17 protein-coding genes are annotated in these 19,253 nt (G+C 53.0%); 8 read left to right on the forward strand and 9 right to left on the reverse strand.

All coding sequences use genetic code 11. The features are described 5' to 3' along the window. Positions 1-75: 75 nt before the first annotated feature. Positions 76-804: a TonB system transport protein TonB gene (tonB, locus tag IBT46_RS02635; protein ID WP_200543776.1), complete on the reverse strand. Its 729-nt coding sequence runs from the start codon at positions 802-804 to the stop codon at positions 76-78. A gap of 205 nt (positions 805-1,009) precedes the next feature. On the opposite strand from tonB, the gene IBT46_RS02640 reads away from it, so the two are divergent. From IBT46_RS02640 to dsbG, 5 genes are all read left to right on the forward strand, one after another. After that, the gene (locus tag IBT46_RS02640; RefSeq protein ID WP_200543778.1) at positions 1,010-1,306 is read left to right on the forward strand and encodes a YciI family protein; all 297 of its coding nucleotides are present in this window, start codon (positions 1,010-1,012) and stop codon (positions 1,304-1,306) included. Positions 1,307-1,618: 312 nt separating this feature from the next. Continuing rightward, the gene (locus tag IBT46_RS02645) at positions 1,619-1,993 is read left to right on the forward strand and encodes a hypothetical protein (RefSeq protein WP_200543780.1); all 375 of its coding nucleotides are present in this window, start codon (positions 1,619-1,621) and stop codon (positions 1,991-1,993) included. 47 nt (positions 1,994-2,040) lie between these two features. Further along, entirely contained in the window at positions 2,041-4,092 is a 2,052-nt protein-coding gene (locus IBT46_RS02650) for a protein-disulfide reductase DsbD (protein ID WP_200543782.1), read from the forward strand. Positions 4,093-4,098: 6 nt separating this feature from the next. After that, a complete protein-coding gene (locus IBT46_RS02655) occupies positions 4,099-4,779 on the forward strand; it encodes a DsbA family protein (RefSeq protein WP_200543784.1) in 681 nt (226 codons plus the stop codon). 81 nt (positions 4,780-4,860) lie between these two features. Then, positions 4,861-5,619 (forward strand): thiol:disulfide interchange protein DsbG, encoded by a 759-nt coding sequence (gene dsbG / locus IBT46_RS02660; protein ID WP_200543786.1) that lies wholly within the window; start codon positions 4,861-4,863, stop codon positions 5,617-5,619. Between the two features lie 191 nt (positions 5,620-5,810). Here the strand turns inward: dsbG and IBT46_RS02665 are convergent, their stop codons facing one another. After that, positions 5,811-5,984 (reverse strand): YciY family protein, encoded by a 174-nt coding sequence (locus IBT46_RS02665; RefSeq protein ID WP_146114199.1) that lies wholly within the window; start codon positions 5,982-5,984, stop codon positions 5,811-5,813. A gap of 184 nt (positions 5,985-6,168) precedes the next feature. Between IBT46_RS02665 and cls the strand changes: the two genes are divergently transcribed. Both cls and IBT46_RS02675 read left to right on the forward strand, forming a co-directional pair. After that, positions 6,169-7,629: a cardiolipin synthase gene (cls, locus tag IBT46_RS02670; RefSeq protein WP_200543788.1), complete on the forward strand. Its 1,461-nt coding sequence runs from the start codon at positions 6,169-6,171 to the stop codon at positions 7,627-7,629. A 51-nt stretch (positions 7,630-7,680) separates the two neighbouring features. Further along, complete coding sequence (locus tag IBT46_RS02675) at positions 7,681-8,004, forward strand: HI1450 family dsDNA-mimic protein (RefSeq protein WP_105595217.1); 324 nt, start codon at positions 7,681-7,683, stop codon at positions 8,002-8,004. 19 nt (positions 8,005-8,023) lie between these two features. Here the strand turns inward: IBT46_RS02675 and IBT46_RS02680 are convergent, their stop codons facing one another. The 7 genes from IBT46_RS02680 to IBT46_RS02710 form a co-directional block, all read right to left on the reverse strand. Continuing rightward, positions 8,024-8,884 carry an ion transporter gene (locus IBT46_RS02680; RefSeq protein ID WP_200543790.1) on the reverse strand — a complete coding sequence of 287 codons (861 nt, stop codon included), beginning with the start codon at positions 8,882-8,884 and terminating at the stop codon, positions 8,024-8,026. A gap of 136 nt (positions 8,885-9,020) precedes the next feature. Further along, entirely contained in the window at positions 9,021-10,022 is a 1,002-nt protein-coding gene (gene oppF, locus IBT46_RS02685; protein ID WP_200543792.1) for a murein tripeptide/oligopeptide ABC transporter ATP binding protein OppF, read from the reverse strand. After that, positions 10,019-11,035 (reverse strand): ABC transporter ATP-binding protein, encoded by a 1,017-nt coding sequence (locus IBT46_RS02690; RefSeq protein ID WP_200543794.1) that lies wholly within the window; start codon positions 11,033-11,035, stop codon positions 10,019-10,021. The genes oppF and IBT46_RS02690 overlap by 4 nt, the downstream gene beginning before the upstream one ends. Before the next feature lie 10 nt (positions 11,036-11,045). Then, the gene (gene oppC, locus IBT46_RS02695; RefSeq protein WP_105595221.1) at positions 11,046-11,954 is read right to left on the reverse strand and encodes an oligopeptide ABC transporter permease OppC; all 909 of its coding nucleotides are present in this window, start codon (positions 11,952-11,954) and stop codon (positions 11,046-11,048) included. 13 nt (positions 11,955-11,967) lie between these two features. Continuing rightward, positions 11,968-12,888, reverse strand: coding sequence for an oligopeptide ABC transporter permease OppB (gene oppB, locus IBT46_RS02700; protein ID WP_105595222.1), 921 nt, complete (start codon positions 12,886-12,888; stop codon positions 11,968-11,970). Between the two features lie 85 nt (positions 12,889-12,973). Further along, positions 12,974-14,614, reverse strand: coding sequence for an oligopeptide ABC transporter substrate-binding protein OppA (oppA, locus tag IBT46_RS02705; protein ID WP_200543796.1), 1,641 nt, complete (start codon positions 14,612-14,614; stop codon positions 12,974-12,976). Between the two features lie 828 nt (positions 14,615-15,442). Further along, positions 15,443-16,090, reverse strand: a complete 648-nt coding sequence (locus IBT46_RS02710) for a YchE family NAAT transporter (RefSeq protein ID WP_105595224.1) — start codon at positions 16,088-16,090, stop codon at positions 15,443-15,445. A 473-nt stretch (positions 16,091-16,563) separates the two neighbouring features. On the opposite strand from IBT46_RS02710, the gene adhE reads away from it, so the two are divergent. Next, on the forward strand, positions 16,564-19,242 hold the full coding sequence (gene adhE, locus IBT46_RS02715) for a bifunctional acetaldehyde-CoA/alcohol dehydrogenase (protein WP_200543798.1): 2,679 nt from the start codon (positions 16,564-16,566) through the stop codon (positions 19,240-19,242). The last annotated feature ends 11 nt before the right edge of the window (positions 19,243-19,253 follow it).

Raw genomic sequence — 19,253 nt, forward strand, 5'->3', positions numbered from 1 at the left:
CCGGAGCGGGCCTGAACCGGCTCACTTCCCGGGCAGGGGATTTAACTTGATAAAAAAAGGGCTTTCGCCCTTTTTTTATTCGATGCTACTGCCGCCGTCGATTTTGAACACGATGTTCATGGTGACATCTTTGCCCGGCTTGTTCGGCTCATAGCGCCATCTGCGCATCGCCTGTTTGACTTCACGCTCAAACATGTTGCGCGGCTCGGCGGAAAGAATACGCACGTTATCGACCTGGCCTGAACTGTCAACATCAAACTGTACGCGAACGCGTCCTTCTACACGCAGGGCAAAGGCACGCTGCGGATAGGCCGGCTTGCTCTGGTTTAGCGCGCGTGGACCGCTGGAAACGGCCGTAGACGGCGCCTGAGACAGCTTCGGCGCGGTGGACGGCTTAGGCGGCTGCGGATTGGTTACCGGCTGAGCCTGGCGCGTCTCCTGTGGCTTAACCTCTTTCTTCGGCTTCACCACCTCTTTCTTCACCGGCTTCGGTTTAGGTTTAGGTTTCGGCTTTGGTTCAGGCTTAGGAATCGGCACCGGTTCAGGAATCGGCGGCTCCGGAACGGGTTCAGGCTCCGGTTCTGGCTCCGGTTCCGGCTCAACCTGCGGCGGCACCGGTTCAGGTTCTGGCTGCACTTCCGGTGCGACCAGCGAGACACTGATAGGCTGAGACGCTTTTGGCATATCAACCACCTGGTGAAATGAAGCGTAAAGCAGAGCTGCGATAACCGAGCCGTGCAGTACAACTGAAATCAGCAGAGGCAAAGGAGCGCGGCGTGGTAGTGATGTTGTCAGCGTCGTCATAATCTTTCTGGTCAAAATGTGAAGCACCGAGTTTAAATGCAAATAGCAATCAGTTTCAACAACCTCTCACGGCTTATCCGCGATTTCCCGCTTATAGTTTAACAAACTGACCTTTATCAAGGGCGAATTATCTTTTAATTGCACAAAAGTTAACGATCACTTAACGTGATGCCCGAATCTCAATTCCCGACAGGAGTGCTTAAAGGTGCTTTATGTAATTTACGCTGAAGATCACGCGGATTCTCTGGAAAAACGCACGGCGGTTCGCCCTGCCCACCTCGCTCGTTTGCAGCTTTTACGTGATGAAGGACGTTTGATCGTTGCCGGTCCGATGCCGGCTGTAGACAGCAATGAACCCGGCGTGGCTGGCTTTACCGGCTCAACGGTGATTGCCGAATTTCCTTCGCTGGAAGCGGCACAGTCCTGGGCTCAGGATGACCCTTATATCGCCGCCGGCGTGTATAAGCAGGTTACCGTTAAACCATTCAAAAAAGTGTTCTGATTAAAATCATAATTATTTTATTTCAATAACTTACATTTACACCAGAGAGCAGATTTAAGGTTGTAGTACTTAAATGAGTACACATGATTTTTTCTGCTCACATTCATAGTCGCAATAAGTGTTAGACAGTACGGGCCATAATGGCTGCGAAATCCGCATCCATGGGAAGCTGTAACCGTATAATCTCAATCTCGTCCGTTGCAAGATTCGCCTACTAACTCCTGCAACAAAAGACAAAAACTTACAGAACCGCTCTTTGTATACCAGTAATGATTGTTTATCATCAGCGAGTCTGCTCCTTACTGGCCCACTATGCGTAATCGTCAACGTCTTGCTAAATGGTTTCTGATTATAACCTGTCTGTCGCTGGCTATTTGCCTCGTACAGCGTGTTGTATATCTTCACCATTTTTTTCATCCCGTCGATTACCTGACCACAACATCACTGGTTGCCGATACCGGTAAGGACGTGTCAGAAAGCCAGCTTGGCCCTTCCCCCTGTCAACTCAGTGGCTGTTCACTGCTGAATGCTCAGCCCTTGTTCTTTGACGGTGCTTTACCCGCAGTAATTCTGTTCCTTGCCCTGCTGCAACTGTTTATTGAGCTTCGCCATCTGGCGTTCAGAGACGAACCTGTTCGGGCACCCCCGCTACGTATCCATCTCATAAACTGCGTTTTCCGGGAATAAAAAAACCGTTACCCAACGGAAAATTTTTTTATTTTTGGAGAAAAAACATGCTTAACCTCTTCAGGGGATCTCTCTTCCTGTTGTTGTCGTTTATGGGCGTAGCTCAGGCGGCGGATACAGGATGGCTGAGCTCCCCACAAAACGATCATGCCCGGGTGCGATTCCAGGCACAAAAACAGAACGGTCATATCAATGCACTGCTGTTTATCGATTTGCAACCCGGCTGGAAGACCTACTGGCGATCGCCAGGGGAAGGCGGCGTCGCCCCCGTTATCAACTGGCAGAATGGCGTACAGGCACGCTGGTACTGGCCTGTACCATCACGCTTTGAGGTATCAGGGCTAACCACCCAGGGATATCATCAGCAGGTCATTATTCCGCTTGTCATCAACGGCGATAAGCAGGACATACTGGACGGCACGCTTACTTTATCGACCTGTAGCAACGTTTGCCTGCTGACTGATTACCGGCTGCATGTTGATTTCATTCAGCCTGACGATGCAGATTTCCAGCAGAACTTCAGCCGGGCCATGGACACGATTCCCTCTGAAAAGGGAATTACAGGCAATGTATCCGCTTATCAGGAGAACGGCTCGCTGGTTATCACCGCGACCCGGCAGAATGGCTGGGAAAAACCGGATCTCTTTTTCGACCCGCTGGAAGGCGGCTTTCTGCCCGGTAATCCCACCATTCAAAGTGTGGATAAAACCCTTAAAGTCGTGGTTCCGGTGACTGATGAGTGGGGGGATACGCCAAAGAGTCTGGCAGGAAGGAGGCTGTCTTTCGTACTGACCAACGGCGATAAAGCGCAGCAGGTCACTCTGAACGTCGGTTCTGGCCAACCGCCATCCAGTCTAAAGGACAACGCCGCGCCCGAAAAAAACAGAGCAGCCACGTACAGGATGATCGTTTTCGCGTTCATTGGCGGTCTGATACTCAACCTGATGCCCTGCGTGCTGCCGGTCATGGGGATGAAGCTGAATTCCTTACTTCACCATCAGCATGCTCCAGGTCAGACCCGGCTGCGCTTTCTGGCCACCAGCGCCGGTATTATGACATCGTTTGCCCTACTCGCTGCCATGCTGACGCTGCTCAGGATCACCGGCTCTTCACTGGGCTGGGGGATACAGTTTCAAAATCCCTGGTTTATCGGCATGATGGTGACTGTGACCTTTATCTTCTCACTGAATTTGTTCGGTATTTTCGAGCTGCTGCTGCCCTCATCAGTCGTTAACCGTATGGCCTCAGCAGGAGGCAATGGGCCGATCGGGAGTTTCTTTGAGGGGGTATTCGCAACGCTACTTGCTACGCCCTGCTCCGCACCGTTTTTGGGAACGGCAGTGGCATTCGCGCTGGGAGCGCCTCTGCAACAGCTCTGGTTGATATTCATGGTACTGGGGCTGGGGATGAGCCTGCCCTGGGTGCTGGTTGCCCTGATCCCTGCCACGCTGAAATGGCTTCCACGCCCTGGCCGCTGGATGAATACGCTTAAAAATCTGCTGGGTGTGATGATGCTGGCTTCGAGCCTCTGGCTGGCCTCACTACTCAGTGTTCATCTTGGAGAAGGCATCAGTACGGCTCTTACTCTGCTACTGACGGCTATTGCAATGGGCATCATGCTGCGAGCAAGCCGGGGATGCCTGTCGGCGTACTGGTTGGTCAGCATCGCGCTGGCGATTTTTGCCGGATATCAGATTCATACTCTGTTGCTCAGGGAACCACGCACGGCCACAGAAAGCACTGACGGATATATTCACTGGCAGCCGCTTAGCGAAGAGACCCTTCAACAATCGCTCGCTGAAGGTAAGCGGGTGTTTGTTGATATTTCCGCCGACTGGTGTGTCACCTGCAAGGTCAATGAGCATCGCGTACTGAATCAACCCGAGATTATCACTGCGTTAAATCAGTCAGATGTGGTAGCTCTTCGCGGCGACTGGAGCAAACCCTCCGAGCTAATTTCCACGTTCCTGCATCAAAGAAACAGCTATGCCATCCCCTTCAATCAGGTCTATGGCCCTTCCATGGTCAAGGGGGAAATTCTTCCGCCTCTGCTGGATAAAGCCACGGTTCTCAATACTCTGAATAATGCAAAAGGTTAATTTTCAATGAAAAAGACACTTCTTACTTTGATACTACTGGCGGCTTCACTGCAGGCTAGTGCCGCACCGGCATTTAATGCAGATCAGGAAGCCCGCATACAGCAGCTGGTCAAGGAAACACTGCTGAATCATCCTGAGATCCTTGCCGAAGTAGCTGAAAAACTCGATAGGCAAAATGCCCGTACCAGCCAACAGCAGATGGAGCAGGTTATTGCCGATAATAAAGAGTTCCTTTTCAACGATCCCAATTCACCCCGTATTGGCGCAAAACATCCCAAACTGACGCTGGTCGTTTTTACGGATTACAACTGCCCGTATTGCAAAAAATTTGATCCCTATATGGAGCAGATCGTCAAAAAGTATCCGGATGTCGCCGTAGTGATGAAGTTTCTTCCTTACCGTTCTGAAAGTTCGGTCACTGCCGCGCGGGATGCCTTGACGTTATGGCGTACTCATCCTGAACAGTTCTTGAAATTCAACGATATTCTGATGGCTAAAAAAGGGTATCACGATGATAAAAGTATCGAACAAGCTAAACAGAAAGCCGGAGTGACAGTTACCGAAGCAGACGCTGAAAGTATGGAAACCATCAAGCAAAGCCTGTCTGTGGCTGCGAAACTGGATATTCAGGGAACACCCGCTACCTTGATTGGCCACCAAATGCTTTCCGGATGGGTTCCCTTCTAACAGCTTGACGTGATGGTCAGCGATGCGCTGAAAGAACACTAATCCCAAGGGGTCGCGAGGCCCCGTTAATGAGGTATAGCAATGAAATATTGGACTTTTCTTTCAATGTGGATTCTTCCTGGCCTGGCTTATTCTGCCGAAGCACTGCCGCCGGTGGTCAAAACCTTCAGCGACCAGCAGGGCATCAAAATCGTCAAAAAGATCGACGCCCCCGGCGGCCTACAGGGCTGGGTGGGCCAGTATCAGGATATGGGTGTATCGCTGTTTCTGACGCCCGACGGTAAGCACGTTATTTCCGGTTATCTGTATGACGACAAGGGGAAAAACCTCAGCGAAGGCTATTTCCAGCAGGCGATCTACGTTCCTATGGGCCGCGAGATGTGGAAAACGCTGAACGCGGCGCATCCGATCAAAGAAGGACCGGATTCCGCAGCCAGAAAAGTGATTGTTTTCGCCGATCCGTTCTGCCCTTACTGTAAGCAGTTCTGGTCTGCGGCTCAGCCGTGGGTGGATGCCGGTAAGGTGCAGCTGAATACGCTGCTGGTGGCGTTCCTCAACCCGCAGAGCGGCAGATATGCCACGGCGATACTCAACGCGGCGGACCCGGTACAGGCGTGGAAGGAGTACGAGCTGTCCGGTGGTAAAAAGCTGCCGAAGTTTGACGGTGCCACACCGCGTGAGACGTTTAATTTGCTCCAGCGACATCAGAAGCTGATGGACGATCTCGGTGCCAGCGCTACCCCGGCCATTTATTATATGAATGATAAAAATGAGCTACAGCAGGTTGTGGGTATGCCTGATGAGAAACAGATGGCGGAGATGTTCGGGCCCAAACCCTGACGAGAGTGCGCGTTCGGGCAACCCGGGATAAGTCTGTGCCGGGTTGCCCGCTAAGCCGGAGGTGGGCCTGGCCTCACACGGTGTTCAACAGATGATGAACGGGAGAATCGCGCAAACGGCTTCACGCTGACAACCTGGCGTGAAGCATACCCCTATTGCCGGGATATGCTCTCTGGCAACAGGCCCCCCGGTCAGGGAATCTGGGTGATAAACAGAATTGAGCGGCGCTGCTGCTGGCTCACCTGGTGACGGAAGGAGTGCATACGCCCGTAGCGGCGCGACTGTCCTTCTAACCAGCGCGCCCTGCGACGCTGAACCTGACGCATCATGCGCCAGCGCGCAACTTCATTTCTGCTCCGTTTCATTACACCCTCGGTCTGATATCTGTCGCTTCAAATGTAGCCAAAAATCTCGCGCAGTATTATAGACCTTTCTGTTCCCCGACCAGGTCCGATCTCTTTGCTGTTGAAAATTTCCTTAAAGGTTTCCAGAGTTGCCATCAACACGTAAACTTCCTCTTAACTCGAGCGTGAACAGGACTTCCACTTAATGACCACTTTTTACACCGTGATGAGCTGGCTGCTGGTTTTTGGATACTGGTTACTGATTGCCAGCGTCACGCTGCGCATTCTGATGAAGCGTCGCGCGGTGCCCTCTGCGATGGCATGGCTGCTGATTATTTATATCCTGCCGCTGGTCGGGATTATTGCCTACCTCTCATTTGGTGAACTGCATCTTGGCAAGCGCCGCGCTGAACGGGCACGAACCATGTGGCCATCAACCGCACGCTGGCTGAAAGAATTGAAGTCCAGTCAGCATATTTTCGCCGACAGCAACAGTGACGTTGCGCGATCGCTGTTTCAGCTGTGTGAAAATCGCCAGGGTATTGCCGGGGTAAAAGGCAATCAGCTTCAGCTGCTGACCAACAGTGACGACACGATGAAGGCGCTGATCCGCGATATTCAGCTGGCCCGCCACAATATCGAGATGGTGTTTTATATCTGGCAGCCCGGCGGTATGGCGGATGAAGTGGCAGAATCACTGATGGCCGCCGCGCGACGTGGCGTACACTGCCGGCTGATGCTCGATTCCGCCGGCAGCGTGGCCTTTTTCCGCAGCCCGTGGGTGGCAATGATGCGCAACGCCGGGATCGATGTGGTGGAAGCGCTCAAGGTCAGCCTGCTGCGCGTATTCCTGCGCCGTATGGACCTGCGCCAGCATCGTAAAGTGGTGCTGATTGATAACTATATTGCCTATACCGGCAGCATGAACCTCGTCGATCCTCGCTTCTTTAAGCAGGATGCCGGAGTCGGTCAATGGGTGGACCTGATGGCGCGCATGGAGGGACCGGTGGCGACCACCATGGGCATCGTCTACTCCTGCGACTGGGAGATTGAAACCGGCAAGCGTATTCTGCCGCCGCCGCCGGACGGCAATATCATGCCGTTTGAGCAGGAGAGCGGCCACACCATTCAGGTTGTCGCTTCCGGCCCAGGCTTTCCTGAGGATATGATCCACCAGGCGCTGCTGACCGCTATTTATTCAGCGCGGGAGCAGCTGGTGATGACCACGCCTTATCTGGTGCCCAGCGACGACCTGCTGCACGCCATCTGCACCGCCGCGTTTCGCGGGGTTGACGTCAGTATTATCGTTCCGCGCCACAACGATTCGATGCTGGTTGGCTGGGCGAGCCGCTCTTTCTTTAGCGAACTGCTGGAAGCGGGCGTTAAAATTTACCAGTTTGAAGGTGGGCTGCTGCATACCAAAAGCGTGCTGGTTGACGGTCAGCTAAGCCTGGTTGGCACGGTTAATCTGGATATGCGCAGCCTGTGGCTGAATTTTGAAATCACGCTGGTGATCGATGACGACGGTTTCGGCGGCGATCTGGCTCGCGTACAGGACGATTATATCGCCCGCTCCCGCCTGGTTGATGCCCAGCGCTGGTCGCGCCGTGCTTACTGGAAGCGTATCGTTGAACGACTGTTTTACTTCTTCAGTCCATTGCTGTAAAACGAGCGGAATTGAAATACGACATCGCCCGTCGGCGGAACAGGAAATAGTATGGATTTAAATAACCGTCTTACCGAAGATGAAACTCTGGAACAGGCTTATGATATTTTCCTTGAGCTGGCCGTGGATAATCTCGACCAGGCCGATGTGATTTTATTTAACCTGCAGTTTGAGGAACGCGGCGGCGCGGAGCTGTACGATCCTGCCGAAGACTGGGCTGAACACGTCGATTTTGACCTCAATCCTGACTTCTTCTCTGAGGTGGTGATCGGTCTTGGCGACGCTGATGGTGAACCGATTACTGACGTTTTCGCCCGCGTGCTGCTCTGCCGGGAGAAAGACCACAAGCTCTGCCACATTCTGTGGAAAGAGTAATACCGTCAAACGGCCCGATTTAATCGGGCTTTTTTTCGTCCCGATCTGCCGGCAGGTCCGAGCCACAGTTTTTGCAAAAATGCGCATCATTTTCATGCCCGGACTCCTTACAGTGCGAGCATATACGTTGTTTTCGCCGCCGCTGCATCACTTCGGTCATGTAAGAGCTCATCACCCCGGTCGGAATAGCGATCAGCGAGTAGCCCAGCAGGATCAATATCGATGAAACGATGCGGCCCAGTCCGGTATGCGGCGTGATATCCCCGTAGCCAACGGTGGTTAGCGTGACGGTCGCCCAGTAGAGCGAGACCGGCAGGCTGGTGAATCCGTGTTCAGGTCCTTCAATCACATACATCAGCCCACCAAACAGGCACAGCAGGATTATCAGCACGCCAAAAAACAGCATCAGCTTTTTACGTGCGCTGTACAGGCTGTCCCACATGACGCTGGCAGAGCCGATATAGCGCAGCAGTTTGATTAATCGCAACAGCCGCAGCACGCGAAGCAGGCGCAGGGCCATCATGTATTGCAGGGCGATTCCCGGCCATAAAAAGTAGATGTACAGCGGCAGCGCGGTAATCAAATCAACAACGCCAAAAAAACTGAACGCGTAGCGCAGCGGATGGCGTGAGGTTATCAGGCGCAGCAGATATTCGAGGCTAAAAATGGCGGTAAAGAGATACTCGAGCAGCATGAACAGTGAGATTTCAGCATCAGTCTTGACTATCACATCGGGTGTCCCGGACTCCACAAACACCAGTATCACGCTAATCAACGATGATAAAATCCAAAAACGTTCAGCGTAGTGACCGCTGCGGGTATGACTATCGAACAGCGCCGCATAAATTCGACCGCGCAATCCCTGGCAGTAATCCGGCACACAACCTCCTGCAATCCTTTACGATGCGCTATTACTAGGGTCCTCCAGAGATAAGATCAAGCATTAACCCAGGGCGTAAAAAAAACCCGCATTGAAAGTTCAAAACGGGTTTTGGTATGCAGAGCTCGGCGATCCCTTACATCGGATCAACCTTCAGACAGGACACCGCATGGCGGAAACTGCCCTCAAGCAGCGGCCGGGTTTGGGCACACTCCGGCCCGGCAATCGGGCAGCGGGTGCGGAATACACAGCCCGAAGGCGGATTGATCGGCGACGGCAGCTCGCCGTCCAGCAGCTGGATGACTTTGTTTTTCTCCAGATCGGGATCGGGGATCGGTACGGCAGACATCAGCGCGCGGGTGTAGGGGTGCTGCGGATTCTGATAAACCTGGTCGTAGGTACCCAGCTCAACCGCGTGCCCTAAATACATCACCAGTACGCGATCGGAGATGTGTTTCACCACCGCCAGATCGTGAGCAATAAAGATCAACGACAGTCCCATTTCTCGCTGCAGCTGTTGCAGCAGGTTAACCACCTGCGCCTGAATTGACACATCCAGTGCCGATACCGGCTCGTCGCAAATTATCAGCTTCGGCTCAAGGATCAGTGCACGGGCAATACCGATACGCTGGCACTGACCGCCGGAGAACTCGTGCGGGTAGCGGTTAATCAGGTTAGGCAGCAGCCCCACCTTCAGCATCATCGCCTTAACGCGATCCTTCACTTCCTGCCGCGCCATTTTCGGGTGATAGGTGCGCAGCGGCTCAGCGATAATTTCGCCGATGGTCATACGGGGATTCAGCGAGGCCAGCGGGTCCTGGAATATCATCTGAATGTCGCTGCGTGCTGCGCGCCATTCATCCGCCGTTTGCCCCAACAGGTCACGGCCCAGCCAGGCTACGCGGCCTTCGGTGGCTTTCACCAGCCCGATAATTGCCCGCGCCAGCGTCGATTTCCCGCAGCCTGACTCACCCACTACGCCGAGGGTTTCCCCTTCGTACAGCCGCAGGCTAACGCCATCCACCGCCTTCAGCGTTTTTGGCGGCTGCCAGAACCATTGACGCCCATCTTTGATGTCGAAGTGCACCTTCAGATCGGCGATTTCCAGCAGAACTTTCTTTTCAGCAACCGTTGTCATACCAGCTCCTCCACCGGTTTGAAGCAGGCGCGCAGGCGCCCTTCACCAAATCCCGTCAGCGGCGGCGCAGTGCGGCAGATTTCCATCGCATGCGGGCAGCGAGGCTGGAACGGGCAGCCCTTTGGCAGGCGCAGCAGATTAGGTGGATTGCCAGGAATAGTCATCAGGGTATCGCCCTCTTCGCCATCGAGGCGCGGAACGGCATTCAGCAAACCAATCGAGTAAGGATGAGAAGGATGATAGAAGACATCGCGCGCGTTGCCGTATTCCATCGTGCGCCCGGCGTACATCACCAGTACCCGATCGCAGATCCCGGCCACCACGCCCAGATCGTGGGTGATCATAATAATCGCGGTATTAAACTCCCGCTTCAGCTCGTTTAACAGCGTCATGATCTGCGCCTGCACGGTCACATCCAGCGCGGTGGTTGGTTCATCTGCGATGAGCAGTTTTGGCCGGCACAGCAGCGCCATGGCAATCATCACGCGCTGGCGCATCCCACCGGAAAACTCATGCGGAAACATCTTCATACGCTTGCGCGCTTCCGGCATTTTTACCGCATCCAGCATCCGTACCGACTCTTCAAACGCCTGAGCGCTGCTCATGCCTTTATGCAACTGTAACACTTCCATCAGCTGTTCACCCACGCGCATATACGGGTTCAGCGAGGTCATCGGGTCCTGAAATATCATCGCAATCTGCTCGGCGCGCAGCCGGTTCAGCTTCTTCTCCGGCAGATTGAGGATTTCATTACCGTCGAAGCACGCCGATCCGCCGATCCGACCATTGCTGGCCAGCAGCCCCATCAGGGCAAATGCGGTCTGCGATTTACCCGACCCGGACTCACCCACGATACCCAGCGTTTCTCCCGCGCGCAGCGAGAAATTAAGATCGTTGACCGCCGTAACATCGCCGTCCGGCGTGTTGAAGGTAACCCGAAGATCCTTAACGTCCAGCAGTGCTTCGCTCTGTCTGGCGGATGTTCTGACCGTTTCCAGTTCAATTACGCTCATTGTTATCTCCTTAGCGGTCTTTCGGGTCGAGGGCGTCACGCAGGCCATCGCCGATAAAGTTAAAACAGAACAGGGTGATCACCAGAAAACCGGCCGGATACAGCAGCAGCCACGGAGAAACCTCCATGGAGTTAGCACCGTCGCTCAGCAACGCGCCCCAGCTGCTCAGCGGTTCCTGAGTCCCCAGCCCGAGGAAGCTAAGGAACGATTCGAACAGGATCATGCTCGGCACCAGCAGCGAGGCGTACACCACCACCACGCCCAGCACGTTGGGGACGATATGACGCAATACAATATTCATGGTCGATACACCGCCGACCTGGGCCGCTTCAATAAACTCTTTGCGCTTCAAGCTGAGCGTCTGCCCGCGTACGATACGCGCCATATCCAGCCAGGAAACCATGCCGATGGCGACAAAAATCAGCAAAATATTCTGGCCGAACAGCGTCACCAGTAGGATCACGAAGAACATAAACGGGAAGGAGTTGAGGATTTCCAGCAGGCGCATCATTACCGAGTCGGTTTTTCCGCCAAGGTAGCCCGCCAGCGTGCCGTAAAGCGTGCCGACCACCACCGCTACCAGCGCCGCGGCAATACCGACCATCAGAGAAATTCGCCCGCCGATGGCCACGCGCACCAGCAGATCGCGCCCCGAGGAGTCGGTACCAAAATAGTGGCCGCTGCTGAACTCCGGGGCCGCGGACATCATCGCCCAGTCGGTATCATCGTAGGTAAACTGCGACAGCATGGGCGCGAAGGTGACGAACAGCGCGATCAGCACCAGCACAAACAGGCTGGCTACCGCCGCACGGTTATGAATAAAGCGACGACGGGCATCCTGCCACAGGCTGCGCCCTTCGATTTCCAGCTTTTCAGTGAAATTTTCCAGAGCTTCGCTGTTTTTCTTACTTAAAATCATTTTCAGCCCCTGCTCAGTAACGAATTTTCGGATCGATAACGGCATACAGCACGTCAACAATCGCGTTAAACAGAATCGTCAGCGCACCGACCAGAATAGTCAGGCTCAATACCAGCGAATAATCGCGGTTTAAGGCACCATTAACGAACAGCTGGCCGATACCCGGCAGCCCGTAAATCGTTTCAATGACCATTGAACCGGTGATGATGCCGACAAACGCCGGGCCAAGGTATGAAAGTACGGGCAGCAGCGCGGGCTTCAGCGCGTGGCGCAGAATAATCCGACGCATCGGCAGGCCTTTGGCTCGGGCCGTGCGAATAAAGTTTGAGTGGAGAACTTCAATCATCGACCCGCGGGTGATACGGGCGATGCTGGCGATATAGGCCAGCGACAGTGCGACCATCGGCAGGATCATATATTGCAGCGCCCCGCCGTTCCAGCCACCTCCGGGCAGCCACTTCAGGGTTATTGAAAACAGCAGTACTAACAGCGGAGCCACCACGAAGCTGGGAATAACAATACCGGTCATCGCCACCCCCATCACGGCGTAATCCCATTTACTGTTCTGCTTCAGCGCCGCAATGACGCCCGCGGTCACGCCAAAGACCAGCGCCAGCAAAAATGCCGCTGCGCCCAGCTTGGCCGAAACCGGGAATGAAGAAGCCACCAGATCGTTAACGGTGTAATCCTTATATTTAAAGGAAGGACCGAAATCGCCGTGCGCCAGCTGCTGAAGATAGTTGAGATACTGCTTCCACATCGGGTCGTTGAGGTGATATTTGGCTTCGATATTCGCCATGACTTCCGGTGTTAATGCGCGCTCGCCGGTAAACGGACTGCCGGGGGCAAGGCGCATCATAAAGAATGAGATGGTGATCAAAATAAACAGCGTTGGTATCGCTTCAAGGAAGCGACGGAAGATAAATTTTAACATTGCCCGTACCTGCTGGCTCTAAGCCGCAGAGGCGAACCTCTGCGGTGACATTGCTTTAAATGGGCAGCAGAACTGCCCGTCGTACTTAGTGTTTAATAATGTAGAGGTCTTTATCGTGGCTGTTATCCAGCGGATCTTTGCCGGTGTAGCCGCCCACATAAGGCTTAACTAACCGCAGATTTTTATAGTAATAGACCGGAACAATAGCGGAGTCGGCATCGAGGATTTTCTCAGCCTGCGCGTAAACTTCGGCGCGTTTGCCCTCATCCCCGGCAGCCAGCGCCTGTGCCATCGCCTTATCAAACTCAGGATTCTTATAATGTGAGGTGTTGTTGCTACTGTCCGACAGCATGGTATTCAGGAAGCTGGTCGGTTCATTATAGTCCGCACACCAGGCCGCGCGTGCCACGTCGAAAGTACCCTGATGGCGAGTATCCAGGAAGGTTTTCCACTCCTGGTTTTGCAGTTTCACGTTAACGCCCAGATTCTTCTTCCAGATGGATGCCGCGGCAATTGCCAGCTTTTTATGCAGATCGGAGGTGTTGTACAGCAGGTCAAAGGTCAGGGGCTTATCTGCCGTGTAGCCCGCTTCGGCCAGCAGTTTTTTCGCTTCTTCGTTACGTTTTTCCTGCGACCAGCCGAACCACTCCGGCGGCGTCAGCTTGATGCCATCGGTAAACGGCGGGGTGTAGCTGTAGGCCGGGTCTTCATCCTGCGCCTTCACTTTATTCACCATGATGTCGCGATCCAGACCGAGTTTCAGTGCGGCGCGCACGCGGGGATCGTTAAACGGTGGCTTCTGGTTGTTGATTTCGTAGTAGTAGGTGCAGAGGTACGGATCGGCGTGAATTTCGCCCGGGATCTCTTTTTTCAGCTTCTGGTACAGTTCAATCGGCAGATAGTTATAGGTCATATCGCTGCCGCCGCTGCGGTAGCGGTTGGTGTCGGTCACTTCGGAAGAGATCGGCAGGAACGTGACCTGGTTCAGAATGGTATGGGCGTTATCCCAGTACTGCGGGTTACGTTCAACGACGATTCGCTCGTTAACCACCCACTCTTTCAGCTTGAAGGCGCCGTTGCCAACAAAGTTGGCGGGCTGGGTCCACTTATCACCAAATTTTTCTACCACCGGCTTATAAACCGGGGACATGGATGGGTGGATCAGCAGCTTGTAGAAATAAGGAACGGCATCGCTGAGGGTGACCTCCAGCGTATGATCGTCAATGGCTTTTACGCCCAGGGTGTCGGCAGGTTTTTTACCGTCGATGATGTCATCAACATTGAGTAAATGACCGTATTGCAGGTAACTGGCATAAGGTGAGGCAGTTTTCGGATCGGCCAGGCGCTGCCAGCTGTAGACGAAGTCCTGCGCGGTGACCGGCTCGCCGTTTGACCATTTGGCGTTATTGCGCAGGTGGAAGACCCACACTTTGCCACCCTCTTTGCTTTCCCATTTTTCCGCTACGCCGGGGATAATTTTGCCATCGGCGTCGTTAATCACCAGCCCTTCCAGCACGTCACGGTTAACGTTAGATTCCGGCACGCCTTCAATTTTGTGCGGGTCAAGGGATTGCAGTTCTGCGCCGTTACCGCGGATCAATTCCTGCTTGTCGGCCAGCTGCACACCGGCGGGAACATTTGCCGCGAAGGCAGTACTGAGTGTCAGTGACCCCATAGCGGCCATGACGCCCAGGGCGATGAGACTTTTCTTCGTGATGTTGGTCATTATTTACCTACTCCAGTTTTTAATATTACCTGCGGATCTTCGGCCCGCGGCGATAGCCCTGTCTTCGGGAAACCTTGCCAAATGGCGGAACGACGCCTATTGGTTTGTTGATAAATCGGTACTTCTTTCTGCTACCGCTTTACGAAGCACTCCTGCGTTACCGCTCAGTCAGTCGGGCTGACGATCAGAACATCACATTGGCAATCTGCTGCTGTTCAGTTAAACCCTGCTGCCATCCCTCAAAGTTACGGCGTAATACACTGCACATCCGGTGCCAGTTTTTAACGTGTCACCTGAAAAATTATCAGAAGGGGTAAGTTTGCGCTAAAGCTAAATAGCAAAAATGTTAACCATTTCTACTTTATCATGATAAATCGCAAGGGTAATGAGTTATTACACATCAATAAATAATGAATAACTTACTGATTAATATAAACAAATAATAAAAACAGATGCGAACGGGCGATAAACTGCGCAACGCCTGTAAAAATCAATTTTATGTCGCAAAAAACCATCACTACAGCAACAAATACTGCTATCAGTTACCAGTTAAGCAGTACATAAAACTGGATATGATAAAAATTTAAGGCAGATACAAATGTAATAAAAGTCACACCTGTAATCGCAATACGTCGATAAAAATCCGTTTGCAGTAATTACATTAATAATTTGCACATCGATGTAAGCTAAATGAATAAATGCCGTAAAATGGGGCGAAAAAGAACGAAAACGCACCAAACTAGTGCACCTGTTTTATCTAACACGTAAAAAAAGCGCACAATGTGCGCCTTAATGTTTTTATTTCAGGATGAAATCATCTCAGACGATTCAGCTGGTTAAACCCGGGAACAGTGACCGGATACCGGTAACCACAAACTCAATGCCCAGCGCCATCAATAACAGGCCCATGATACGTGTGACCACGTTAATGCCGGTCTGGCCCAGTACACGAACCATGATCGGTGCAGCGCGAAATAACAGCCAACAGCAGAAGGCGAACAGCGCAATCGCCAGCGAGAAGCCCAGCAGATTCTGCCAACTGTGATAGCGGGTGCTCCAGACGATAGTAGAGCTGATCGCACCAGGCCCTGCCATCAGCGGCAGCGCCAGCGGGACTACGCCGATGCTTTCCCGGTTGGCCGTTTCGGATTTCTCCTGCTTGTTCTGCTTATCTTCCCCCAGCTTACCGCTGATCATCGACATGGCGATGGTGACGACCAGGATGCCGCCCGCGATACGGAATGAATCGATGGAAATGCCGAAAATATGCAGTATACCGTCGCCTAAAAACAGCGCGGTCCACAGAATAATCGCTACGGAGACGTTGGCAGTAAGATTGGTTTTATTCCTTGCCGCAGCAACCTGATAACTCGTCATGCTAATAAACACCGGGATGATGCCGATGGGATTGACCAGCGCAAACAGGCCGACAAAGAATTTGATGTAACCTGACAGATCTAATAGTGCTGAATTCACCCTGCTCTCCTGTGGGCGTCATGATGGCGCTAATGTAATAGAATTCATCCGCACTGACCATCCTGCCTCTCGTGATAATCACCCGAAGTTCTCGTTAAAATCGGGTGAATAAACTCGCTGTTACCGGAATGTTTAGAGCATTATTTCATTGTTAAATCTTGTCATAACTTAATGCGCATAAGTTGAGGAAAAGCACAATTCCACACAAGCTGAAAGGTGTCAGCTTGCAGAAAAGATGATCTAAATCATCATTTTCCTTAGCGACTCCCGTTATGCTCAATGTCATCAGAAGGAGCTGATAACGCACCGAAAGTGACAGTCTGTTTTAAGATGCATTGAGACTCTGTCAGTAAACCATTAGAACGTTTTTCGCATTATCGCAAGCCCGCGTCCGGCAGCAGCAGCGTCGATGACTATACTTGCAAGTTCTGACTTGTTTACTAATAGAGTTTAACTTCCTCAGGAGAGCATTTATGGCCGTTACTAATGTTGCTGAACTTAACGCACTGGTTGAACGTGTTAAAAAGGCACAGCGTGAATACGCCAATTTCACTCAAGAACAAGTAGACAAAATCTTCCGCGCTGCCGCCCTGGCCGCTGCCGATGCCCGAATTCCACTGGCTAAAATGGCCGTCGCGGAATCCGGTATGGGTATCGTTGAAGATAAGGTGATTAAAAACCACTTCGCTTCCGAATATATCTATAACGCCTACAAAGATGAAAAAACCTGCGGCGTTCTGGCTACCGACGACACCTTCGGCACCATCACCATCGCTGAACCTATCGGCATTATCTGCGGTATCGTTCCAACCACTAACCCAACTTCTACTGCGATTTTCAAAGCGCTGATTAGTCTGAAAACCCGCAACGGTATTATCTTCTCCCCGCATCCACGCGCCAAAGACGCCACCAACAAAGCCGCCGATATCGTTCTGCAAGCCGCCATTGCCGCCGGTGCGCCAAAAGACATTATCGGCTGGATCGACGCCCCTTCCGTCGACCTGTCAAATCAGCTGATGCATCACCCGGATATCAACCTGATTCTGGCTACCGGTGGTCCGGGCATGGTGAAAGCGGCCTACAGCTCCGGTAAACCCGCTATCGGCGTGGGTGCCGGTAATACACCGGTCGTGGTTGATGAAACGGCAGATATTAAACGTGCGGTTGCATCAATTTTAATGTCAAAAACCTTCGATAACGGCGTGATCTGCGCATCTGAACAGTCGGTGATTGTCGTTGACAGCGTTTATGATGCGGTTCGCGAGCGTTTCGCCAGCCACGGCGGCTACCTGTTGCAGGGTAAAGAACTGAAGGCCGTGCAGGACATGATCCTGAAAAACGGCGCGCTTAACGCGGCAATCGTCGGCCAGCCCGCGGTGAAAATTGCCGAGATGGCCGGCTTAACCGTTCCGGCGAGCACCAAAATTCTGATTGGTGAAGTCAAACTGGTTGACGAGTCTGAACCGTTTGCCCACGAAAAACTGTCACCTACGCTGGCCATGTACCGGGCAAAAGACTTCGCCGATGCGGTTGATAAAGCCGAGAAACTGGTCGCCATGGGCGGTATCGGCCACACCTCCTGTCTGTATACCGACCAGGACAACCAGTCTGAACGCGTCAGTTACTTTGGCGATAAAATGAAAACCGCGCGTATTCTGATTAACACGCCGGCTTCACAGGGCGGTATCGGTGACCTGTATAACTTCAAACTGGCACCGTCGCTCACGCTGGGCTGCGGCTCATGGGGTGGTAACTCCATTTCTGAAAACGTCGGACCTAAACATCTGATTAACAAGAAAACCGTGGCCAAGCGAGCTGAAAATATGTTGTGGCATAAACTTCCTAAGTCTATCTACTTCCGCCGCGGCTCACTGCCTATTGCGCTGGAAGAAGTGGCCACCGACGGCTACAAACGCGCCTTTATCGTCACCGACCGCTTCCTGTTCAATAACGGTTATGCTGACCAGATCATCCGCGTGCTGAAGTCCCACGGCGTGGAAACCGACGTCTTCTTCGAAGTTGAAGCCGACCCAACGCTGAGCATCGTGCGTAAAGGCGCTGAGAAGATGAACTCCTTCAAACCTGACGTGATTATCGCGCTGGGCGGCGGTTCACCGATGGATGCGGCGAAGATTATGTGGGTGATGTACGAACATCCGGAAACCCACTTCGAAGAGCTGGCGCTGCGCTTTATGGATATCCGTAAACGCATCTACAAGTTCCCGAAAATGGGCGTCAAAGCCAAAATGGTGGCGATCACCACCACATCGGGTACCGGTTCAGAAGTCACGCCGTTCGCCGTCGTAACCGACGATGCCACCGGCCAGAAATATCCACTGGCGGACTACGCCCTCACCCCGGATATGGCGATTGTTGATGCTAACCTGGTGATGGATATGCCGAAATCACTTTGTGCCTTCGGTGGACTGGATGCCGTGACCCACTCGCTGGAAGCGTATGTTTCCGTCATGGCGAACGAATTCTCCGACGGTCAGGCGCTGCAGGCACTGAAACTGCTGCAGGAAAACCTGCCGGCCAGCTATCGTGACGGGGCCAAAAACCCGGTAGCGCGTGAACGCGTTCACAACGCCGCCACCATCGCCGGTATCGCCTTCGCCAACGCCTTCCTTGGGGTCTGTCACTCAATGGCTCACAAGCTGGGCTCGGAGTTCCACATTCCACACGGTCTGGCCAATGCGCTGCTGATTTGTAATGTGATTCGCTATAACGCCAACGATAACCCAACCAAACAGACGGCCTTCAGCCAGTACGACCGTCCGCAGGCACGCCGCCGCTACGCGGAAATTGCCGACCATCTGGGCCTCAGCGCAGCGGGCGACCGTACCGCGCAGAAAATTGAGAAACTGTTGGCCTGGCTGGAAGAGATGAAAGCCGCCCTGGGCATTCCGAAGTCAATTCGCGAAGCCGGCGTTCAGGAAGCCGATTTCCTGGCGAAAGTGGATAAACTGGCCGAAGATGCTTTTGATGACCAGTGTACCGGCGCTAACCCACGCTATCCGTTAATTGCTGAGTTGAAGCATATTATGATGGATACATTCTACGGCCGCGCATTTACTGAGTCTGAAAATGTAGCCACCGAAGCCGCGCAGGAAACAGAAATCAAAAAGGTTGAAAAACGCGCAAAGAAGTAACAGCTAGCTAA

It is taken from the genome of Erwinia sp. S38 (assembly GCF_016624545.1).
In the GTDB taxonomy this organism is placed as follows: Bacteria; Pseudomonadota; Gammaproteobacteria; order Enterobacterales; family Enterobacteriaceae; genus Erwinia; species Erwinia coffeiphila.

Bases quoted from the DNA above. Each gene is read 5' to 3' on its own strand.
- tonB (WP_200543776.1), bottom strand. From the start codon at position 804: ATGACGACGCTGACAACATCACTACCACGCCGCGCTCCTTTGCCTCTG.
- IBT46_RS02645 (WP_200543780.1), top strand. From the start codon at position 1,619: ATGCGTAATCGTCAACGTCTTGCTAAATGGTTTCTGATTATAACCTGT.
- IBT46_RS02650 (WP_200543782.1), top strand. From the start codon at position 2,041: ATGCTTAACCTCTTCAGGGGATCTCTCTTCCTGTTGTTGTCGTTTATG.
- IBT46_RS02655 (WP_200543784.1), top strand. From the start codon at position 4,099: ATGAAAAAGACACTTCTTACTTTGATACTACTGGCGGCTTCACTGCAG.
- dsbG (WP_200543786.1), top strand. From the start codon at position 4,861: ATGAAATATTGGACTTTTCTTTCAATGTGGATTCTTCCTGGCCTGGCT.
- IBT46_RS02665 (WP_146114199.1), bottom strand. From the start codon at position 5,984: ATGAAACGGAGCAGAAATGAAGTTGCGCGCTGGCGCATGATGCGTCAG.
- cls (WP_200543788.1), top strand. From the start codon at position 6,169: ATGACCACTTTTTACACCGTGATGAGCTGGCTGCTGGTTTTTGGATAC.
- IBT46_RS02675 (WP_105595217.1), top strand. From the start codon at position 7,681: ATGGATTTAAATAACCGTCTTACCGAAGATGAAACTCTGGAACAGGCT.
- oppF (WP_200543792.1), bottom strand. From the start codon at position 10,022: ATGACAACGGTTGCTGAAAAGAAAGTTCTGCTGGAAATCGCCGATCTG.
- IBT46_RS02690 (WP_200543794.1), bottom strand. From the start codon at position 11,035: ATGAGCGTAATTGAACTGGAAACGGTCAGAACATCCGCCAGACAGAGC.
- oppC (WP_105595221.1), bottom strand. From the start codon at position 11,954: ATGATTTTAAGTAAGAAAAACAGCGAAGCTCTGGAAAATTTCACTGAA.
- oppB (WP_105595222.1), bottom strand. From the start codon at position 12,888: ATGTTAAAATTTATCTTCCGTCGCTTCCTTGAAGCGATACCAACGCTG.
- oppA (WP_200543796.1), bottom strand. From the start codon at position 14,614: ATGACCAACATCACGAAGAAAAGTCTCATCGCCCTGGGCGTCATGGCC.
- adhE (WP_200543798.1), top strand. From the start codon at position 16,564: ATGGCCGTTACTAATGTTGCTGAACTTAACGCACTGGTTGAACGTGTT.